Raw genomic sequence first — 17,561 nt, 5'->3', positions numbered from 1 at the left:
AAAACCTCCCAAATTCTGTTAAAGCATTGCAGCAATAAGTATAAATTTTAAAGTCCCCTCTATCCAAACGCGCATATGACGCTCCCTATCCGTAACGTCGCCATCATCGCCCACGTTGACCACGGCAAAACAACCCTTGTTGATGCTCTCCTTAAACAATCCGGCATCTTCCGTGAAGGAGAAGACGTTCCGGATTGCGTCATGGACTCCAACGCTCTTGAACGAGAACGGGGAATTACAATCCTTTCCAAAAACACAGCAGTTCACTATGGAGACACGCTGATCAATATTGTTGATACTCCCGGACACGCTGACTTCGGGGGCGAAGTCGAACGTGTACTCGGCATGGTTGACGGTTGTATCCTCATTGTTGATGCCAACGAAGGTCCCATGCCCCAAACACGCTTTGTCTTGAAAAAAGCCCTAGAAAAAGGACTGCGCCCCATCGTCGTCGTCAACAAAATCGACCGTCCCCAAGCAGATCCTCATGGTGCCACAGACAAAGTATTGGATCTGTTTCTAGAACTAGGGGCAGATGATGACCAGTGTGATTTTCCCTACCTGTTTGCTTCCGGTTTAAGTGGCTACGCCAAAGAAAAATTGGAAGATGAAGCCAAGGATATGCAGCCGATGTTTGAAGCTATCCTGCGCCATGTACCAGCACCAGTGGGTGATGCAGAGAAACCACTGCAACTACAAGTGACAACCCTGGATTATTCCGAATATCTGGGACGGATTGTCATTGGCAAAATTCACAACGGCATCATCCGCATGGGACAGCAAGCCGCTTTGATGAAAGAAAACGGCGAAACTGTCAAGGGAAAAATCAGCAAGCTGATGGGCTTTGAAGGGCTAAAGCGGATTGAAATCACAGAAGCATCCGCCGGCAATATCGTAGCTGTGGCAGGGTTTGCTGATGCCAACATTGGGGAAACAATTACTGACCCGAACGACCCGCAAGCATTGCCACTGATTAAAGTAGATGAACCGACATTGCAAATGACCTTCTGGGTGAATGATTCGCCTTTTGCAGGTCAAGAAGGCAAGTTGGTGACATCACGCCAAGTGCGCGATCGCCTCTTCCGCGAACTAGAAACCAACGTCGCCTTACGCGTTGAAGAAACCGACTCCCCCGATAAATTCCAGGTTTCCGGACGTGGAGAATTGCACCTGGGCATCTTAATCGAAACCATGCGCCGCGAAGGTTATGAGTTTCAGGTATCCCAGCCACAGGTGATTTACCGCGAAGTCAACGGGCATCCTTGCGAACCTTACGAACTCCTGGTACTAGACATTCCTGAAGATGCTGTTGGCAGTTGCATTGAACGACTGGGACAACGCAAAGGCGAAATGCAAGATATGCAAATGGGTGGTAACGGACGCACCCAGCTAGAGTTTGTCATTCCCGCCCGGGGATTAATCGGTTTCCGGGGTGAATTCATGCGGATGACTCGTGGTGAGGGTATCATGAACCACAGTTTCCTTGACTACCGTCCGCTCTCTGGTGATATTGAGGCTCGTAACAAAGGCGTCTTAATCTCCTTTGAGGAAGGCGTTTCCACCTTCTACGCCATGAAGAACGCCGAAGATAGAGGCGCATTCTTTATTACTCCTGGCACCAAGGTTTACAGAGGCATGATTGTGGGAGAACACAATCGTCCCCAAGACTTGGAACTGAACGTCTGCAAGACGAAGCAACTTACCAACCACCGTGCATCCGGCGGTGATGAACTGGTACAGCTGCAAGCGCCAATAGACATGAGCCTAGAGCGTGCTTTAGAGTACATTGGACCAGATGAATTGGTGGAAGTCACTCCCCAGTCAATTCGTCTGCGGAAGTTGGCGAAGAAGTTGGCGAAACGGTAATTAGTCCTGTAGAGACGAGCCATGGCTCGTCTTTTCACAGACTTCTTGCAAAAGTCTGGATTGAGTATTAAGAACCACAGATGGACACAGATACACACAGATAATTTTTTATCTGTGTGTATCTGTATACCCTCCGGAAAGCCAGCCTTCGGGCGTCTACATCTGTGGTTTCATTTTCATCTAACCTGTCACAGATGGGTAAATCCCGGCTCCTGTGACTTTCAAATTTTGATGGGTTAGCTTGGATGGATGAAAATTATCAAGTGCATCACCAATTGGCTCGAAACCCACGCTTGTGCCCCTGCATACAGTGGATGGGTACTTATAGGAATTGCTATTTGTTTTTTTGGGGCTGGCGTCAATACAATGGCAGGCTGGCTATATGTGATTAGTGGTCTCAGTTTTGCTTTGTTGAGCGTAGCAGCAGTCTTACCACCGCTATCGCTGTTGGGTTTAGTTGTCAAGCGTCTTCCCATTCAACCTGTCACAGCAGGAGACGATTTAACGGTTGAATTAGAAATTCTCAACCAGACAAACAGACCCGTGACCTTACTACAAGTCCAGGATATGCTGCCTTTCGTTTTGGGGAAACCTCTACAGAAGGCAATAGAAACAATTCCTACAAAGGGCAATTATCGCCTTGTGTACCACCACCCTACTCAACGCCGAGGTGTCTATCGCTGGCACACAGTCGAACTAGGGACTGGTGCTCCCCTTGGATTGTTTTGGTGTCGCCGTCTACGTGATGCTGCTGCAACAGCAATTGTCTATCCCACAGTATTACCCCTTACGACCTGTCCCTTTATTGATGAAATAGGCGAGGAAGATAGCAAGAGGGGAGATCCGAATAGTAGACCTTTACAAACAGCAACTTATGGGCTAACGCGCTCCTTGCGCCCCTACCGCATAGGTGATCCTATTCGTCTTATCCACTGGCGCACTAGCGCTCGCTATGGTGAATTACGGGTGCGGGAGTTAGAAATGGTGACGGGTGGACAAGAAATTATTATTGCTATTGATAGTGCTGGCAAATGGGAAGAAGAGTCTTTTGAACAAGCTGTTATTGCTGCGGCATCGCTGTACTTTTACGCACATCGCCACTCTATGCAGGTGCAACTGTGGACAGCATTGACAGGTTTAGTCAAAGGCGAATGCAGTGTTTTAGAAACTTTAGCCGCAACCACCACAGGCGAAGATGCCGCCAGTATTCACCCTCCCAGTTACCCCTTAATTTGGCTGACGCAAAATCCTTTAACTCTCTCATCCCTGCCTAGCGGTAGTCGGTGGCTTTTGTGGCAGAATACGCGCTTACCACAAGAACAGGTTGTCGTCAATAGAGATTACCCTGGTATTGTGTTGGACTCTCAGCAACCACTCCAACCCCAGTTGCAAAAACCAATCAGTTCATAATAAATGCAAATTGCTGGCATTCAAATTTCTAATGAGTGCAAAGAAATGGCATTTCTGTAGGGTTATGCAGATTTTGCCTGTTTTAGCATACTCTGGTCGCCGTTGAGTTTTCGCTAATCCAACATCCAAAATCCAAAATCACCAGCAATACGGGGAATAAACCCCAGTTATAGCTCTCATAGGCTGCGGTACAATGCAAAGAAATGTTTAAATTATGAGTAGCCGATCCCATGATTTCACCAGAAGTTAACACAAAATCCAGCGAACACAGCCTAGAGGCAATGCGGCATTTTTCCGAACAATACGCCAAGCGCACTGGAACGTACTTTTGCTCTGAACCTTCTGTGACCGCAGTTGTGATTGAAGGACTTGCCAAGCATAAAGACGAACTCGGAGCTCCTTTGTGTCCCTGTCGGCACTATGAAGACAAAGAAGCGGAAGTCAAAGCGACTTTTTGGAACTGTCCGTGCGTACCGATGCGGGAGCGCAAAGAGTGCCACTGTATGCTGTTCCTCACCTCAGACAATGATTTCGCTGGTGAACAGCAAGAAATCTCTTTAGACACAATCAAACAAGTGCGAGATAGCATGGCATGAACGAAGGAATGCCCGATGAGTTTTGGCAAGGTGTCGAGCAGTTTAATGCTGGGCAGTTCTATGCCTGTCATGACACCTTGGAGGCTCTGTGGATTGAAGCAACAGAGCCAGAAAAAACTTTTTATCAAGGCATTCTGCAAATTGCTGTGGCGCTATATCATCTGAGTAACCATAACTTGCGTGGTGCAATGATTTTGTTAGGTGAGGGTAGCAATCGCCTGCGACGTTACCCATCAGAATATGGCGGCATTGATGTGGATGAATTATTGAATCAGAGTGCGGCATTGTTAACGGCACTACAACAAACAGAGCCAGAAAAGATTGCCGCCCTTAACCTGGGTCAAGATGAAGCCTTACCCTTGCCCAGAATTATACAAGTGAACAATGGAAAAGATTGAAGGATTAGAAAAAATATTGAAGAATTATTAAGATTTTCTACATTTAAGCTAGCTTGCAGTTCGTATAAATTTGTGTGTTTTTGCAGTCAGCAAAATAAGTATGTTTACAGACTAAGCAGCGTAGATTGAATAGTGAGTGAGTGAGTTAATTTCACTCAAGCATTCCATCTCTAACTCCTCTCGGCTAGCCGAGAGGGAACATATGCTCCTGAAGTTCTACGGGAACTGTAAGTAATAAGCCGATCCTGAGATGAAACCTTAAAGGTGGAGAAAACGTCAATAGCCAGTAACTATCCAAAGAAAAATTCAGAAAGTGTATTTCATCTCTGGTTAAAGTAGTTGAGAGAATCGGAATAACAATCATAAATCATAAATTCTAAATTGCTATGATACCCCACTATCAATTGCCTCAATTTCAGAAGCGTCATTTGGGATTAGCCTTAATGCTACCAGTTGCACTTGTGTGCGGAATGACATTCCCCCCCCAACTGCAAAGAGCCACTGCACAAACACCTCAAACATCTGGGCAAAATCGTCCTCTCTACATCCGTGGCAAACAGCAAGAGTATAACTCTAAAACACAAGTGGCAACTGTTCGCGGTGACGTAGAACTGTCTTACCCTGGACGAGGTATTCAGGCAACTGCTGCCCAAGCACAATACTTTACCCGCGAACGTCAGATTATTCTCAGTGGCAATGTTTATGTTTTGCAACAGGGCAGCAATAGTATCAAGGCTGAGACAGTGACGTATCTGATTGACGAAGGGCGATTTGTTGCTACACCCAAGCAAGGTCGTCAGGTAGAATCAATCTACATCATTAAGGACAATCAAGTTGACAACCAAGGTACTGGATCTGCTCCTACAACAGCACCTCTAAAGAAAACTAACCAGTCACGATAACTGAGTCAAGGGCACCAGAGAGTGAAAATCGTCTTAGAAAATATCCACAAATCTTACGGCAAGCGACTCATTGTCAATCGCGTCAACCTTTCTGTTGCTCAAGGCGAAATCGTCGGGTTACTTGGTCCCAATGGCGCTGGTAAAACGACGACTTTTTACATTGCCACAGGTCTAGAAAAACCAGACAAAGGGAAGGTTTGGTTAGACAATATGGATGTGACTCCACTGCCAATGCACAGAAGGGCGCGGCTAGGTATTGGTTATTTGGCGCAGGAAGCAAGTATTTTTCGCCAACTTAGTGTGAGAGACAATCTTCTTTTGGTGCTAGAGCAAACCAATGTGCCACGTTGGGAATGGGCAAGGCGAGTGGAAACTTTGCTACGGGAGTTTCGTTTGGAAAAGTTAGCTAATAGCAAAGGAATTCAACTTTCTGGCGGTGAACGTCGCCGGACGGAATTGGCTAGAGCTTTGGCTGCTGGAAGGGAAGGACCAAAGTTTTTATTTTTAGATGAACCATTTGCCGGAGTTGATCCCATAGCAGTCTCAGAAATTCAGCAGATTGTAGCGCGACTGCGCGATCGCGACATGGGCATTTTAATTACGGATCACAATGTCCGCGAAACTCTAGCTATCACGGATCGCGGATATATTATGCGTGAGGGGCAAATTCTTGCTTCTGGCACTTCCAACGAACTCTACAACAATCCGCTTGTACGGCAATACTATTTAGGCGATAACTTCCAGGTCTAAATTTAGAATTTAAAATTAAAAAAATTTTTATTTTTTATTTTTAAATAACTATTTCGTTATTTTTCTTGAATTTGTCTACTATTTAGTTTGATAGCTGCTACATTTTGGATTTAAAGAATCTGCTTCTAGGGGGGATATTCTCTAAATCCAAAATCAACATCTCGCAATGGAGTTTGGGAACCATAGTGCATACTAAATGACTCATGACTATTGACCAATAACCTAGTACCAATGACTCATAACTCCTGACTCATGGCTAAATTCAAGTCTTTCTACACCCTCAATTCGCTCCTGCCTTTTTCCATCATGGATCGCTATCTTGCGAGCGAATTGCTGCCGACATTTTTGTTTGGTGTTGGGGCTTTCGCTTCTATCGGCGTAACAATAGATGCTATGTTCGACCTAGTGCGGAAAATCGTGGAATCCGGACTATCGATAAGCATCGCTGTTCAGGTTTTTTTGTTAAGTCTGCCAGAGTTTATCGTTTTAGCCTTCCCCATGTCCACGCTGCTGGCTACTTTGATGACCTACAGTCGTCTTTCTAGCGAGAGCGAACTGGTTGCGCTGCGCGGCTGTGGAGTGAGTGTCTACCGCATGGTGCTAACTGCAGTGATATTGAGTTTGGTGGTCACAGGAATGGCATTTGTATTTAACGAGCAAATTGCACCAGCATCCAAATACCAAGCTTCTCAACTCTTGGACGCAGCCCTCAAGTCGGACACACCAGCTATTGTTAAGCAGCAAAACATCTTTTACCCAGAATACCAAAAGATCCCGCAAAAGGATGGTAGTAAGAAGAAAATTTTATCACGCTTGTTTTATGCTGATGAATTTGACGGTAAGCAAATGAAAGGCTTGACAATTATAGACCGTTCTACAGAAGGTCTCAGTCAAATTATTGTATCAGAATCAGGCGAGTGGAATCCATCTCAAAATGTCTGGGATTTTTCCAATGGTACCATCTATTTGGTCGCCCCGGATCGCTCTTATCGCAACATTCTGCGCTTTGAGCACCAACAACTAAAATTGCCCCGGACTGCTCTGGATTTGGCACAGAAAAGCCGAGACTATGGTGAGATGAACCTTGCTCAAGCGCTGGAACAGCTGGAGGTTGAACGCCTCGGCGGTGATGAGCAAAAAATTCGCAAACTCGAAGTGAGGATTCAACAAAAAATAGCCTTGCCGTTTGTCTGTGTCGTTTTTGGTTTGGTAGGTGCGGCGATGGGAACCATTCCTCAGCGAACTGGGCGAGCGACAAGTTTTGGTGTCAGTGTCATCGTTATATTTACTTACTACATATTTTATTTTATTACAGGTGCGCTGGCACAGGCGGAGATCCTTTCGCCCTTTGTAGGAGCTTGGTTTTCCAACGTCTTGTTTTTGGGAGTAGGTACATTCTTATTGATGCGGGTAGCGCAAAGGTAATTTTTTTACTAAAAAACACCTACAGGTAGTGACTTACAAGTGTGGAGCAGCTAGGATAAAAGGAAAATTAAACTTCGTTAGAGATATCTCGGGTTGAGGGGATACCCACTACCAGCAAAAAATGACTTGAAGTTAGTGGGGTACTCGCGAATTACGGAAAGCTACTCCTCAACCTAAGTCAAAGAGGAAAGCTCTATTTGGAAACAAACCACTGCTTTGAACTTTCCTGATGTTTTGCCTTTTCTTTGTAAACTTAGATTCTATTGCCCATGCCACGCCGCCATCATCCTCCCGCCCACTTACGCTATCTTAAAGCCAGGTTATGGAATTTAGCACGACCAGGTTTTTGGGGAACAGCAATTTTTTTATCTGTTGTAGGGCTGGTCATTAAAGAATACTGGACACATCCAGACTTTTTCACTTATTGGCAAAAAAACCAAGTCGCTGCAAATAAGCCTGCTAATTCGTCCCTCTCAGAGGAAGATAGAGCCATTGCTGCGGACATTGATAACTTACCAATTCTGTTTAAGAGTGGTTCTGACCAAGAAAATTCGCCAGCAGCAAAAACTCTCGACCCGACGCAAAACACACAAGCAAAAAACAGCAAAGGCTTATCAGATACATTAAATCGCAAAAACCCGACTTCGGCAAGCGAATCTACACCAAAGGCTAACGAGAAGGAAGGTAATTCCGCACCCACCCAAAAGTTGGAAAACCCCTTTGTAGTACAAGCAGAAAATTTATTGCGGTTTACCAATGTTCAAAGTGGTAGCAAATCCCCAGAAGTCAACGGCTTAACCCCTTCCTTTAGTCAACAAGATTCTCAAAATTCCTTTGGTTTGGGAACGGAATTAGCAAATAAAACTATTTTTAATCAAAATATTGCCTCCCAAAGCGCGTTACAAACGGCGCTTAACCAATCGAAGCAGAATCAGCCAAACTTCAATAGCACCACCTTAACTCCGATAAATCCCTTTGAGCCATCTCAACTCTCCACTCAAAACAGACGTGGTCAAACTCTTCCAAGCACTGGCTCAAGTAGAGACACAATGAATCCCTTCAATACCGAAACAGGCTCTACGCAGTCGGGACTGAGTTCTGGAACAGCTTACACGCAGCCGGGAATCACAAATTTTCCACAAAACTTCATTTCTGGAACAGGCTACCCTCAACCAGGACTAAATAACCAACTCCCGCAAAATCCGATTCCTGGAACAGCTTACACGCAGCCGGGAATCACAAATATACCGCAAACTCCTAGTTCAATCCCTAATAGCTCCGCTAATATTCTTAACCAAATTCGTAGGAATAGGTTGAATAACATAAATAGTATTCAGCAATTGCCCAGTGTTGCACAACCAACATCGGTAGTTCCTCCCACCTCTGCTACATCCACGAACATTGCTCCCTACTATACTCCTCAGAACCAAGGAAGCGTCACTCCTAATACTCCTGCAATACTTAACAATTACGGCAATTCGGTCTTGCAGCAAGCCCCTGCTCCAGTACCGCAGTATATTTATTCATCTCCCCGGCAAATTCCAGGGCAGTATACAGGTGGGGGACAGATAAACAGATAAAAAGGCTGATTTTCTTGATTTCACCATAGGTAACATATTCAAAACTCTTCACAAAGTTGGCAACAGAGTATCTTAGCGATAGTCAGGTTTGCTATGCTAGGAAACTGGACTCGCTTTGATTCAAACTATGCCTGCGCCTTCCATCACCCCTCTGAGTACTGCCTTTCCTCTGACAGCTGTAGTCGGTCAAGAAGCCATTAAATTAGCCTTGCTGCTAGCAGCGGTAGATCCAGCGTTGGGAGGAGTGGCGATCTCAGGTCGTCGCGGTACGGCAAAATCTGTGATGGCGCGTGCTATCCACGCCATACTTCCACCTATTGAAGTTGTTAAAGGTTCTATCAGCAACTGTGACCCCAACCACCCAGAAGAATGGGATGACAAACTTGTGGCACTTGGGGGACAGGCATCTTGTCTATCACTAGAGGAGGGCGGGCTGGATGCCCCGAAGTTCCTATCAAAGGAGACTTCCGCTGGGACTTCTCTCCACCCCACCGTAGAAACCGAAATCATTTTTGCGCCTTTTGTCCAAATTCCTTTAGGTGTGACAGAAGATCGGCTCTTGGGTTCTGTCGATGTTGAACAGTCAGTGAAACAAGGGGACACTATATTTCAGCCAGGGTTGCTTGCCCAAGCACATCGAGGCGTTCTTTATATAGATGAAATTAATTTATTAGATGACCAAATATCCAATCAGCTATTAACAGTATTATCTGAGGGACGAAACCAAATTGAACGGGAGGGTATGAGTTTTCAGCATCCTTGCAAGCCTCTATTCATCGCGACCTATAACCCAGAAGAAGGAGTATTGCGGGAACACCTACTCGATAGAATTGCGATCGCTCTTAGCGCTGATGGTGTACTTGATTTAGATGAGAGAGTCCAAGCCGTAGACAAAGCAATTGCTCACTCCCGATCTCCTCAAGGATTTCTTCAGCAGTACAGCGAAGATACAGACGCCCTCAAAACTCAAATTATCCTAGCACGGGAATGGTTGAAAGATGTTTGCATCACCCACGAACAAATTGCTTACCTTGTAGAAGAAGCAATTCGAGGAGGAGTGCAGGGACATCGCGCTGAATTATTTGCCGTGCGTGTGGCACGCGCATCTGCTGCTTTGGATGGACGCACGCAAGTAAATGCTGACGATTTAAGACGTGCTGTGGAACTGGTGATAGTCCCACGGGCAACTGTCGTGCAGACACCACCACCCCAAGAAGAACCACCGCCACCTCCACCACCCCCACCCCAAAATCAGGAGGAACCCCAAGACGAATCGAATCAAGAACAAGAGGAACAAGAAGAAAATCAAGAACAGCTAGAACAAGAACCGCCTGGTATCCCTGAAGAATTTATCTTTGACCCTGAAGGGGTAGTTCTTGACCCTAGTGTGCTTTATTTTGCTCAGATAGCGCAACGGCGAGGCAAGTCTGGCAGCCGTAGTTTAATTTTCTCTGAAGACAGGGGACGCTACATTAAGCCGATGATCCCCAAGGGGAAAGTACAACGTATTGCCGTAGATGCTACCCTCAGAGCAGCAGCCCCGTATCAAAAATCACGACGGCAGCGAAACCCTGGCAGAAAAGTGATTGTAGAACAGGGGGATATCCGCTCGAAGCGCTTAGTACGTAAAGCGGGTGCTTTAGTGGTGTTTGTGGTAGATGCATCAGGTTCAATGGCACTGAACCGGATGCAGTCAGCTAAAGGTGCGGTGATGCAACTGCTGGCAGAAGCATATGAAAACCGCGACCAAGTGGCTTTGATTCCCTTTCGAGGAGAACAGGCGGAAGTGTTATTACCGCCTACACGTTCCATTGCTTTAGCGCGTAACCGCCTGGAAAGATTACCTTGTGGTGGTGGTTCACCACTCGCTCATGGTTTAACCCAAGCTGTACGAGTCGGTTTAAATGCCCAGATGAGTGGAGATATTGGACAAGTCGTGATTGTAGCGATAACCGATGGACGCGGTAATATTCCTCTGTCTCGTTCTTTGGGTGAACCACAAGAAAGCGGGCAAAAACCGGATATAAAAGCAGAATTGTTAGAAATAGCTGCCAGATTACGAGCTTTGGGAATGCAATTGTTGGTCATTGATACAGAAAGTAAATTTGTTTCTACTGGATTTGCTAAGGAGTTAGCAAAAACAGCAGCAGGCAAGTATTACCATTTGCCCAAAGCTACGGATAAAACCATTGCTGCTATGACAAGAGGAGCAATTGCTGATTTAAAATCTCGATAAATAGTCATTTGTTAGTTGTTAGTTGTTAATTGTTCTACTCACGATTAACCACCATTAACCAATAACTAATCACTAAGTTCCAGTTGCTACCGCTTGCGTTCTTAACATAGATACTAAATCTTGAACTCCCTTTTGCAGATATCGCGTAACTGTCATTGGGCTAGTGCCAATTTTCTTAGCGGTATCTTTACGAGAAAGTTCCTTCAAATATACCATCTCAACTGCCATACGGGGCTTTTCTTCTAGCATACTTATTGCTCCTTGAAGTTGTTGCTGTTCTTCTTGTTGTTGTTGTACAGCAACAGAACGGTGACAAGGAATTGCTTCGCCTAAGGTAATTTGGCAATCAACATTTTGGACTACAGTCGCATCCAAACTCAAAGGCATACGGTTTTGAACAGCTAATTTAGTTTCTTGCCATTCTTGTAGAGAGACCTTGAGTTGGCTGGCAATTTCAGAATCCTTGGGAGGACGACCTAAAGTCACTACCAATTCTCTGCGGACTTTTTGCCCCTCATTATAAAGTTCTTGCCAACGACGGGGAATTTTTAATAGAGTACTGCGATCGCGTAAAAAGTGCAGCATTTCGCCCCGAATGTAGGGTACAGCAAAGGAACTAAAAGCATATCCTTGGCTTGGGTCAAAGCGTTCAATTGCTCTTATTAAACCAAAATAACCGATTTGTTCTAAATCCTCATAAGGCTCATTGCATTGATGACTGAATTTATGAGCCATCTTCCGCACTAAGCCAGTATGTAATTGTACAAGTTGATTACGAAGTTTAATAGAAGGATTCTGGTGGTATAACCGTAATAATTCCATACCTTCAAACCGCACAGAAGATTGACTGGTTGCCATATAAATTCCTTTTTAGTAACTCCTTTCTCGAAGAAATGGAGTTGCGTAAACTTTCATCAAAGCTGTCATTATTTTCCTTAGGAACGCTTATGGAGACCATTCGTTGTTTTACTGAACTTATGAGGCGTCTTACCCGATATTTCAGCGTTTACACGGATACTTTTTCTAAAGATTTTTGGTTGTAGTGAGCGAATAAAGTGCTGAATGCTAAGTACTAAGTACCGAGTGCTAAGTGGAAATAACTCAGCACTATCTTTATGGTTACTAGCTCTGGTTATTGGTAAAAATAAGAATAAACAGGAATGCTTGACTAAAAATAGTAGTGAAATATGAGCAATACCAGTAACTTCCGTGACGCAATTCGTCAGGCTAGAACTCAAGCCCTCGTCGGTCCCAACGTGATTGCCAAAGCCCTACCTTATGTAGGCGGTGGACTGGTGATAACGGCACTGGGAACATACGGCGGACTGGGTGTTATCCGCACTAACCCTGGGCTGTTCTTGCCCACCTTTTTTGGTGCGATCATTCTAGAGTTGATTTTGTTTTTCGTTGCCCAGAACGTTGCCGAAAAAGGCAATAACAAAGTTGCACTGCCCTTACTCGCAACCTATAGCCTTCTGTCTGGGTACACTCTCAGTGGTTTAATTTATTTAGCGCTAAGAACCCAAGGTGTAGGGATTCAAGGTATTGGGTTGGCTGCCCTTGGTTGTGGCATAACCTTTATTGTCGCCCGTCAAATTGGCTCTAATCTCTCTGACCAAGATGGTATGGCATTGACGAAAACGATTAATTTGGGAATGATTGCCCTAGTTGTCGTACTCGTTGTGCAACTTTTATTCAGCGCGTTTGGTGTTTACACGCCGAATTGGATAGAAATTGGTATCTCTGGTTTGGGCGTGTTTCTCTTTGTGGGTGTATCTGTGGTTGACTTCTACATCCTGCCGCGCACCTACCGCGATGACCAATACCTGCCTGCGGCTTTATCCATGTACTTGACCTACATCAATCTGTTTGTTTTTATCTTGCGATTGCTTATTGCTTTTAACAGCCGCGATTAAGAATATGCAAGATTTTTTTGACTAAAAAATAAGCCGTGGTTTGACCTTTAAAACCACGGTTTTTTATCGTTGAAAAAGTGATAATTCACGACTCATTTTAATGGACCACAAAGAACTCTACTCAGGTCTAATTCGACTTCACATCCTTCATCATGCAGTTCACGAACCTATCTTTGGCCTGGGCATCATTGAGGAGTTAGCTCGTCATGGCTACAAATTAAGTCCCGGAACCCTTTATCCAATGCTTCATGACATGGAGCGCAAGGGATACCTGCACTCCACCGAGGAGCGTTCAGGACGGCACTCGCGCCGAGTTTACCGAGCAACCCCTTTAGGTAAAGAGGCTCTAGAGGATTCTAAACAGAAGGTTAGAGAGTTGTTCGGAGAATTATTTGAGGATCACTCCTGAGTTTCCAAGAATTGCTTAAGGTGAGGCTGATTGATATTAACTCCTAATTCCTCAGCTTTTTTGAGTATTTGCTCACGGCTTAACCCCTCCTTGGTGGCAAGCGCTATCAGAGCCAGTGCATCAGCTCTTGCCCCTGCACCGCAATGGAATAAAATTGGCGTTGGTAAGGCTTCAATCTCCTTGAGAACCTGATTTGTTAATTTATCGTCAGCCTGCCTAAGATTTAGTGGAACATTCACGTAATTAAGCCCTGCGACTTCAGCCTGTTGCTGCTCGTCAGCAAGAAAATCCGCTTCATCAGGCGAACGTAAATTAACGACAGATTTGAATCCCTCTTGAGCCGCTTGTTGCAAATCTTCAGGAGTTGGTTGCCCTGCTGTGTAGAATTCTTCAGTGATCTTTTTGGGGTTCGTCATACATACTCCGGTATTTTGCTAGGAATTGCGTAACTGCCTTTAACCAATCATATAAGACATACGTCATTTGATATATAGAAAAACGATATCGGTTTGCGATATTGTTAGTACGTAAACACGAAATATCAAAAATGCTGCTGCAATCTCTAGCTCACCAGGAGGTTTCTTGTGTCTGGTAAAGCGGTAACACCTCAACTGCAACGAGAGTTGGGAGTGGTGGGTGCAACCATGATGGGGCTGGGGTCAATTATTGGCACCGGCGTGTTTGTGAGCATAGCTATTGCTGCCGGGATTGCTGGTCCTGCTGTGATTCTTGCAGTAGCACTTGCCGCCTTTGTCGCTACGTGCAACGGTCTTAACAGCGCCCAGCTTGCTGCCAATCATGCCGTTAGTGGTGGAACCTATGAATATGGCTACAAATACCTGAATCCTTGGTTTGGTTTCACAGCTGGCTGGATGTTTCTTTTAGCCAAAACTGCTTCTGCTGCCACTGCTGCTTTGGGTTTCGCTAGCTACTTGCTAACTACGACAAATTTGATGGGGCGTGGCTTGCTCGTTCCCACGGCTCTTTTGGCTGTAGTTGTACTCACCACAATTGTTTTGAGCGGGATTCGGCGCTCTAACCTCGTCAACATCATCATCGTATCCCTAACGCTGCTCTCTTTAGGCTTCTTTGTTATTGTTTGTTTCCCAACTGCGATCACAGTTGGTGCTGAAAATTTAACGCCCTTTTTCTCAGGAAATGCCGCATCAGTACTCCATGCCACGGCTCTGATGTTTGTAGCTTACACGGGTTATGGTCGCATCGCCACAATGGGTGAGGAAGCAAAAGAACCGCGAAAAACCATTCCTAAAGCGATGATTGTCTCCCTGTTGCTGACAATGGTGCTTTATATAACAGTAGCAGCAGTTGGCATTGGGGCAGTGGGAGCAGGTGTGTTGGGCGTGACTGAACAAGCACAAGCTGCACCTCTGGAGGTAGCCATCCGCAATATTGCTGGTCCTGCTGCTGGTTGGGTGGTGACGATTGGTGCTATGACTGCCATGCTAGGTGTGCTACTGAACTTGATTTTGGGATTATCCCGTGTCGTACTGGCAATGGGAAGACGCCGGGATTTACCTGGTTTGTTTGCCAGACTTAATCAATCAGGAACCACACCAGTTTTAGCTGTGGTGCTTGTGGCAGTTGCGATCGCGGGCTTGGTTCTGATTGGAGACGTAAAAACGACATGGTCATTCAGCGCCTTTAACGTTTTAATTTATTACGCCATTACGAACTTGGCAGCACTACAATTGCCACCCGAGGAACGACTCTATCCCAGATGGTTGGGTTGGGCAGGTTTAGCTTCCTGTGGATTCCTAGCCTTCTGGGTAGAACAGCAAATTTGGCTAATTGGTTTAGCGCTGATTGTTGCTGGGCTAATCTGGCGTACTCTAGTACAAATCCTAGCGCGAGACTAAAAGCTGTCAACCTCGTAAAGAATCAATAAAAACGCTGTAAAACTTGTTACGGCTAAAATACCGTACAAGTATGTATTTGGTAAAGTATAGGTAAAATTGAAAAAACAAATAGAATAGAGAGCGAATCGCATATCATCCAAAGCGCTCATCAATAAATCCTATGGAAGTTTTAGAACTCAAACGCGAAATCGAAACGTTGTCTCATCGCCTGGGTAAAACCCAGGACTATCTTTGACATTCCTGCACTTTCAGCCAAAATTCAAGACCTGGAACAAATAGCAGCCCAACCAGAACTGTGGGATGACCAAACTAAAGCACAGGAAATACTCCAAGAACTCAACGACCTGAAAGCGCATCTGCAACAGTATCATCAGTGGCAAGCGAGTTTAGAGGACACGAGGGCAGTATTAGATCTGTTGGAGTTAGAAACAGATGAAGGGCTACTGGAAGAAGCAGAGTCTACTGTCACTACGCTCAAGCGCGAACTAGACCAATGGGAGTTACTCCAGTTGCTTTCGGGTCCTTATGACGAAAAGGGCGCAGTACTCACAATCAACGCAGGTGCTGGTGGTACTGATGCTCAAGACTGGGCAGAAATGTTGCTGCGGATGTACACCCGTTGGGGAGAAAACCACGGCTATAAAGTGCAGTTAGCTGAACTTTCTGAGGGTGATGAAGCGGGGATCAAATCCACGACAGTAGAAATCACTGGGCGCTATGCCTACGGTTACTTGCGTTCAGAAACAGGCACGCATCGTTTGGTGCGGATTTCGCCATTCAATGCTAACGGCAAACGGCAAACCAGCTTTGCTGGCGTGGAAGTGATGCCCCAGATAGATAACACTATCCAACTGGAAATTCCAGAGAAGGATTTGGAAGTCACCACGACTCGGTCTGGTGGTAAGGGCGGACAGAACGTCAACAAAGTAGAAACCGCAGTGCGAGTTGTTCACATTCCCACTGGTATTGCTGTACGTTGTACAGAAGAACGCAGCCAATTACAAAACAAAGAAAAAGCCCTCGCGCGCTTGAAGGCAAAACTGCTGGTGATTGCTCAAGAGCAACACGCTAAAGAAATCGCGGAAATTCGGGGTGATATGGTAGAAGCCTCTTGGGGTAACCAAATCCGCAACTACGTGTTTCATCCTTACCAAATGGTGAAGGATTTGCGAACTGGTGCGGAAACCACTGCGATCGCGGATGTGATGAACGGCGAAATCGATATGTTCATTCAAGCTTATCTACGGCAAGAAAACCAGCTAGTAGAGGCTTCTGCATAGTTAGGGAAAGGGATACAGGTTAGGCTTTTTCCCTGTTCTATATTCCTGAAAGGGGCAGAATGGCAGCTTGATGGTATGGTAACTGTTACATTATTAGAAGAGTTTGTTAACAAATTATTATGAGCAACTCTCCTTCTACGGAACATAGACCTAGCGAACATAAACCTAGCTACGTGAAACTCGCAATGCGAAACATGGTGCAAAAGGGCGGCACCTCCTTAAAGCATTTTATACTGACCACTGTAGGGCTTTTAGCAGTCCTTGTGGGTCTTGCTTACCTCACTCGCTAACGACATCATACCTAGGCTTAGGAGACTTTGTAGAGAAGTGCGAGTTGAACTGTATGTAGAGGATTGTTATCATGAGTTATCCCAGCCAAAAGTTGTAAATAGGGAGACAGATACCCAAATTGCAGCTGAAACTTGGAAAAACTGGTTTGAGCACTGGTTGGAAATACTACACCCGAGTATTCCTCCAGCACCAAGTTATGAAGTTGGGCTACGTTTAACAAATGACGACGAAGTTCGCACGCTTAACACCCAGTATCGCCACCAGAATAAATCGACAGACGTTTTATCCTTTGCGGCACTCGAGGTAGACTTTCCTCAGCTAGCAGAAATGTATACCGAGGAACCACTGTATCTCGGTGATATTGTTATTTCTGTTGAAACAGCTCAACGGCAAGCCCAAGAGCAGGATCACTCTTTGCCAACAGAGCTAGCGTGGTTAGCCGCTCATGGGCTATTGCATCTTTTAGGTTGGGATCATCCTGAAGAAGAAAGTTTGGAGCGAATGCTAAAGCAGCAAGTAATATTACTGAAGGCAATAGGTATTCAGATTGACTTGGAAGAGGAATTATTTACGAATTTATTATAGGTGTTATTCTGTATTTGATATCTAAAAATTCTTCCATTAA

17 protein-coding genes are annotated in these 17,561 nt (G+C 45.3%); 15 read left to right on the top strand and 2 right to left on the bottom strand.

Translation table 11 applies throughout. The features are described from left to right. The first annotated feature begins 75 nt into the window (after nucleotides 1-75). The 9 genes from typA to bchD all read left to right on the top strand — a co-directional run bounded on the left by typA (nucleotide 76) and on the right by bchD (nucleotide 11,163). Nucleotides 76-1,866 carry a translational GTPase TypA gene (typA, locus tag MAS10914_RS0108540; RefSeq protein WP_026082420.1) on the top strand — a complete coding sequence of 597 codons (1,791 nt, stop codon included), beginning with the start codon at nucleotides 76-78 and terminating at the stop codon, nucleotides 1,864-1,866. A gap of 249 nt (nucleotides 1,867-2,115) precedes the next feature. Then, on the top strand, nucleotides 2,116-3,276 hold the full coding sequence (locus MAS10914_RS0108535; protein ID WP_017315505.1) for a DUF58 domain-containing protein: 1,161 nt from the start codon (nucleotides 2,116-2,118) through the stop codon (nucleotides 3,274-3,276). A gap of 230 nt (nucleotides 3,277-3,506) precedes the next feature. Beyond that, complete coding sequence (locus MAS10914_RS0108530) at nucleotides 3,507-3,872, top strand: ferredoxin thioredoxin reductase catalytic beta subunit (protein WP_017315504.1); 366 nt, start codon at nucleotides 3,507-3,509, stop codon at nucleotides 3,870-3,872. Then, nucleotides 3,869-4,270, top strand: coding sequence for a DUF309 domain-containing protein (locus tag MAS10914_RS0108525; RefSeq protein ID WP_017315503.1), 402 nt, complete (start codon nucleotides 3,869-3,871; stop codon nucleotides 4,268-4,270). Before MAS10914_RS0108530 ends, MAS10914_RS0108525 begins: the two co-directional genes overlap by 4 nt. A gap of 386 nt (nucleotides 4,271-4,656) precedes the next feature. Then, complete coding sequence (locus MAS10914_RS0108520) at nucleotides 4,657-5,172, top strand: LptA/OstA family protein (protein ID WP_017315502.1); 516 nt, start codon at nucleotides 4,657-4,659, stop codon at nucleotides 5,170-5,172. A 21-nt stretch (nucleotides 5,173-5,193) separates the two neighbouring features. Continuing rightward, complete coding sequence (gene lptB / locus MAS10914_RS0108515; protein ID WP_017315501.1) at nucleotides 5,194-5,922, top strand: LPS export ABC transporter ATP-binding protein; 729 nt, start codon at nucleotides 5,194-5,196, stop codon at nucleotides 5,920-5,922. Between the two features lie 306 nt (nucleotides 5,923-6,228). Beyond that, nucleotides 6,229-7,347, top strand: a complete 1,119-nt coding sequence (locus tag MAS10914_RS0108510) for an LptF/LptG family permease (RefSeq protein ID WP_033365739.1) — start codon at nucleotides 6,229-6,231, stop codon at nucleotides 7,345-7,347. A gap of 269 nt (nucleotides 7,348-7,616) precedes the next feature. Then, nucleotides 7,617-8,927, top strand: a complete 1,311-nt coding sequence (locus MAS10914_RS32030; protein WP_017315499.1) for a hypothetical protein — start codon at nucleotides 7,617-7,619, stop codon at nucleotides 8,925-8,927. A 127-nt stretch (nucleotides 8,928-9,054) separates the two neighbouring features. Continuing rightward, nucleotides 9,055-11,163, top strand: coding sequence for a magnesium chelatase ATPase subunit D (gene bchD / locus MAS10914_RS0108500; RefSeq protein WP_017315498.1), 2,109 nt, complete (start codon nucleotides 9,055-9,057; stop codon nucleotides 11,161-11,163). Between the two features lie 72 nt (nucleotides 11,164-11,235). On the opposite strand, the gene MAS10914_RS0108495 is transcribed toward bchD, so the two are convergent. Next, nucleotides 11,236-12,021: an RNA polymerase sigma factor SigF gene (locus MAS10914_RS0108495; RefSeq protein ID WP_017315497.1), complete on the bottom strand. Its 786-nt coding sequence runs from the start codon at nucleotides 12,019-12,021 to the stop codon at nucleotides 11,236-11,238. A 329-nt stretch (nucleotides 12,022-12,350) separates the two neighbouring features. Here MAS10914_RS0108495 and MAS10914_RS0108490 point away from each other — a divergent pair, with 329 nt between their 5' ends. Continuing rightward, on the top strand, nucleotides 12,351-13,079 hold the full coding sequence (locus MAS10914_RS0108490) for a Bax inhibitor-1/YccA family protein (RefSeq protein ID WP_017315496.1): 729 nt from the start codon (nucleotides 12,351-12,353) through the stop codon (nucleotides 13,077-13,079). 100 nt (nucleotides 13,080-13,179) lie between these two features. Beyond that, on the top strand, nucleotides 13,180-13,488 hold the full coding sequence (locus tag MAS10914_RS0108485; RefSeq protein WP_017315495.1) for a PadR family transcriptional regulator: 309 nt from the start codon (nucleotides 13,180-13,182) through the stop codon (nucleotides 13,486-13,488). On the opposite strand, the gene MAS10914_RS0108480 is transcribed toward MAS10914_RS0108485, so the two are convergent. Then, complete coding sequence (locus tag MAS10914_RS0108480) at nucleotides 13,479-13,904, bottom strand: beta-lactamase hydrolase domain-containing protein (RefSeq protein WP_017315494.1); 426 nt, start codon at nucleotides 13,902-13,904, stop codon at nucleotides 13,479-13,481. The two genes, MAS10914_RS0108485 and MAS10914_RS0108480, sit on opposite strands and share 10 nt — an antisense overlap. A 168-nt stretch (nucleotides 13,905-14,072) precedes the next feature. Between MAS10914_RS0108480 and MAS10914_RS0108475 the strand changes: the two genes are divergently transcribed. The 4 genes from MAS10914_RS0108475 (at nucleotide 14,073) to ybeY (ending at nucleotide 17,521) form a co-directional block, all read left to right on the top strand. Continuing rightward, entirely contained in the window at nucleotides 14,073-15,365 is a 1,293-nt protein-coding gene (locus tag MAS10914_RS0108475; RefSeq protein ID WP_017315493.1) for an APC family permease, read from the top strand. Between the two features lie 160 nt (nucleotides 15,366-15,525). Continuing rightward, nucleotides 15,526-16,645 (top strand): peptide chain release factor 2 gene (gene prfB / locus MAS10914_RS0108470; RefSeq protein ID WP_156818117.1). Its coding sequence is split into 2 segments (ribosomal slippage): nucleotides 15,526-15,597 and nucleotides 15,599-16,645, totalling 1,119 coding nucleotides; the frame shifts between segments, so codons are not numbered across the junction. 119 nt (nucleotides 16,646-16,764) lie between these two features. Continuing rightward, nucleotides 16,765-16,935, top strand: coding sequence for a DUF3285 domain-containing protein (locus MAS10914_RS32680; RefSeq protein WP_071599808.1), 171 nt, complete (start codon nucleotides 16,765-16,767; stop codon nucleotides 16,933-16,935). 37 nt (nucleotides 16,936-16,972) lie between these two features. Beyond that, nucleotides 16,973-17,521, top strand: a complete 549-nt coding sequence (gene ybeY / locus MAS10914_RS0108465; protein WP_017315491.1) for an rRNA maturation RNase YbeY — start codon at nucleotides 16,973-16,975, stop codon at nucleotides 17,519-17,521. The last annotated feature ends 40 nt before the right edge of the window (nucleotides 17,522-17,561 follow it).

It is taken from the genome of Mastigocladopsis repens PCC 10914, from assembly GCF_000315565.1.
Classification (GTDB): domain Bacteria; phylum Cyanobacteriota; class Cyanobacteriia; order Cyanobacteriales; family Nostocaceae; genus Mastigocladopsis; species Mastigocladopsis repens.
This window is presented reverse-complemented; position numbering and strand designations above follow the sequence as displayed.

Bases quoted from the DNA above. Each gene is read 5' to 3' on its own strand.
- typA (WP_026082420.1), top strand. From the start codon at position 76: ATGACGCTCCCTATCCGTAACGTCGCCATCATCGCCCACGTTGACCAC.
- MAS10914_RS0108535 (WP_017315505.1), top strand. From the start codon at position 2,116: ATGAAAATTATCAAGTGCATCACCAATTGGCTCGAAACCCACGCTTGT.
- MAS10914_RS0108530 (WP_017315504.1), top strand. From the start codon at position 3,507: ATGATTTCACCAGAAGTTAACACAAAATCCAGCGAACACAGCCTAGAG.
- MAS10914_RS0108525 (WP_017315503.1), top strand. From the start codon at position 3,869: ATGAACGAAGGAATGCCCGATGAGTTTTGGCAAGGTGTCGAGCAGTTT.
- MAS10914_RS0108520 (WP_017315502.1), top strand. From the start codon at position 4,657: ATGATACCCCACTATCAATTGCCTCAATTTCAGAAGCGTCATTTGGGA.
- MAS10914_RS0108510 (WP_033365739.1), top strand. From the start codon at position 6,229: ATGGATCGCTATCTTGCGAGCGAATTGCTGCCGACATTTTTGTTTGGT.
- MAS10914_RS32030 (WP_017315499.1), top strand. From the start codon at position 7,617: ATGCCACGCCGCCATCATCCTCCCGCCCACTTACGCTATCTTAAAGCC.
- bchD (WP_017315498.1), top strand. From the start codon at position 9,055: ATGCCTGCGCCTTCCATCACCCCTCTGAGTACTGCCTTTCCTCTGACA.
- MAS10914_RS0108495 (WP_017315497.1), bottom strand. From the start codon at position 12,021: ATGGCAACCAGTCAATCTTCTGTGCGGTTTGAAGGTATGGAATTATTA.
- MAS10914_RS0108490 (WP_017315496.1), top strand. From the start codon at position 12,351: ATGAGCAATACCAGTAACTTCCGTGACGCAATTCGTCAGGCTAGAACT.
- MAS10914_RS0108485 (WP_017315495.1), top strand. From the start codon at position 13,180: ATGGACCACAAAGAACTCTACTCAGGTCTAATTCGACTTCACATCCTT.
- MAS10914_RS0108480 (WP_017315494.1), bottom strand. From the start codon at position 13,904: ATGACGAACCCCAAAAAGATCACTGAAGAATTCTACACAGCAGGGCAA.
- MAS10914_RS32680 (WP_071599808.1), top strand. From the start codon at position 16,765: ATGAGCAACTCTCCTTCTACGGAACATAGACCTAGCGAACATAAACCT.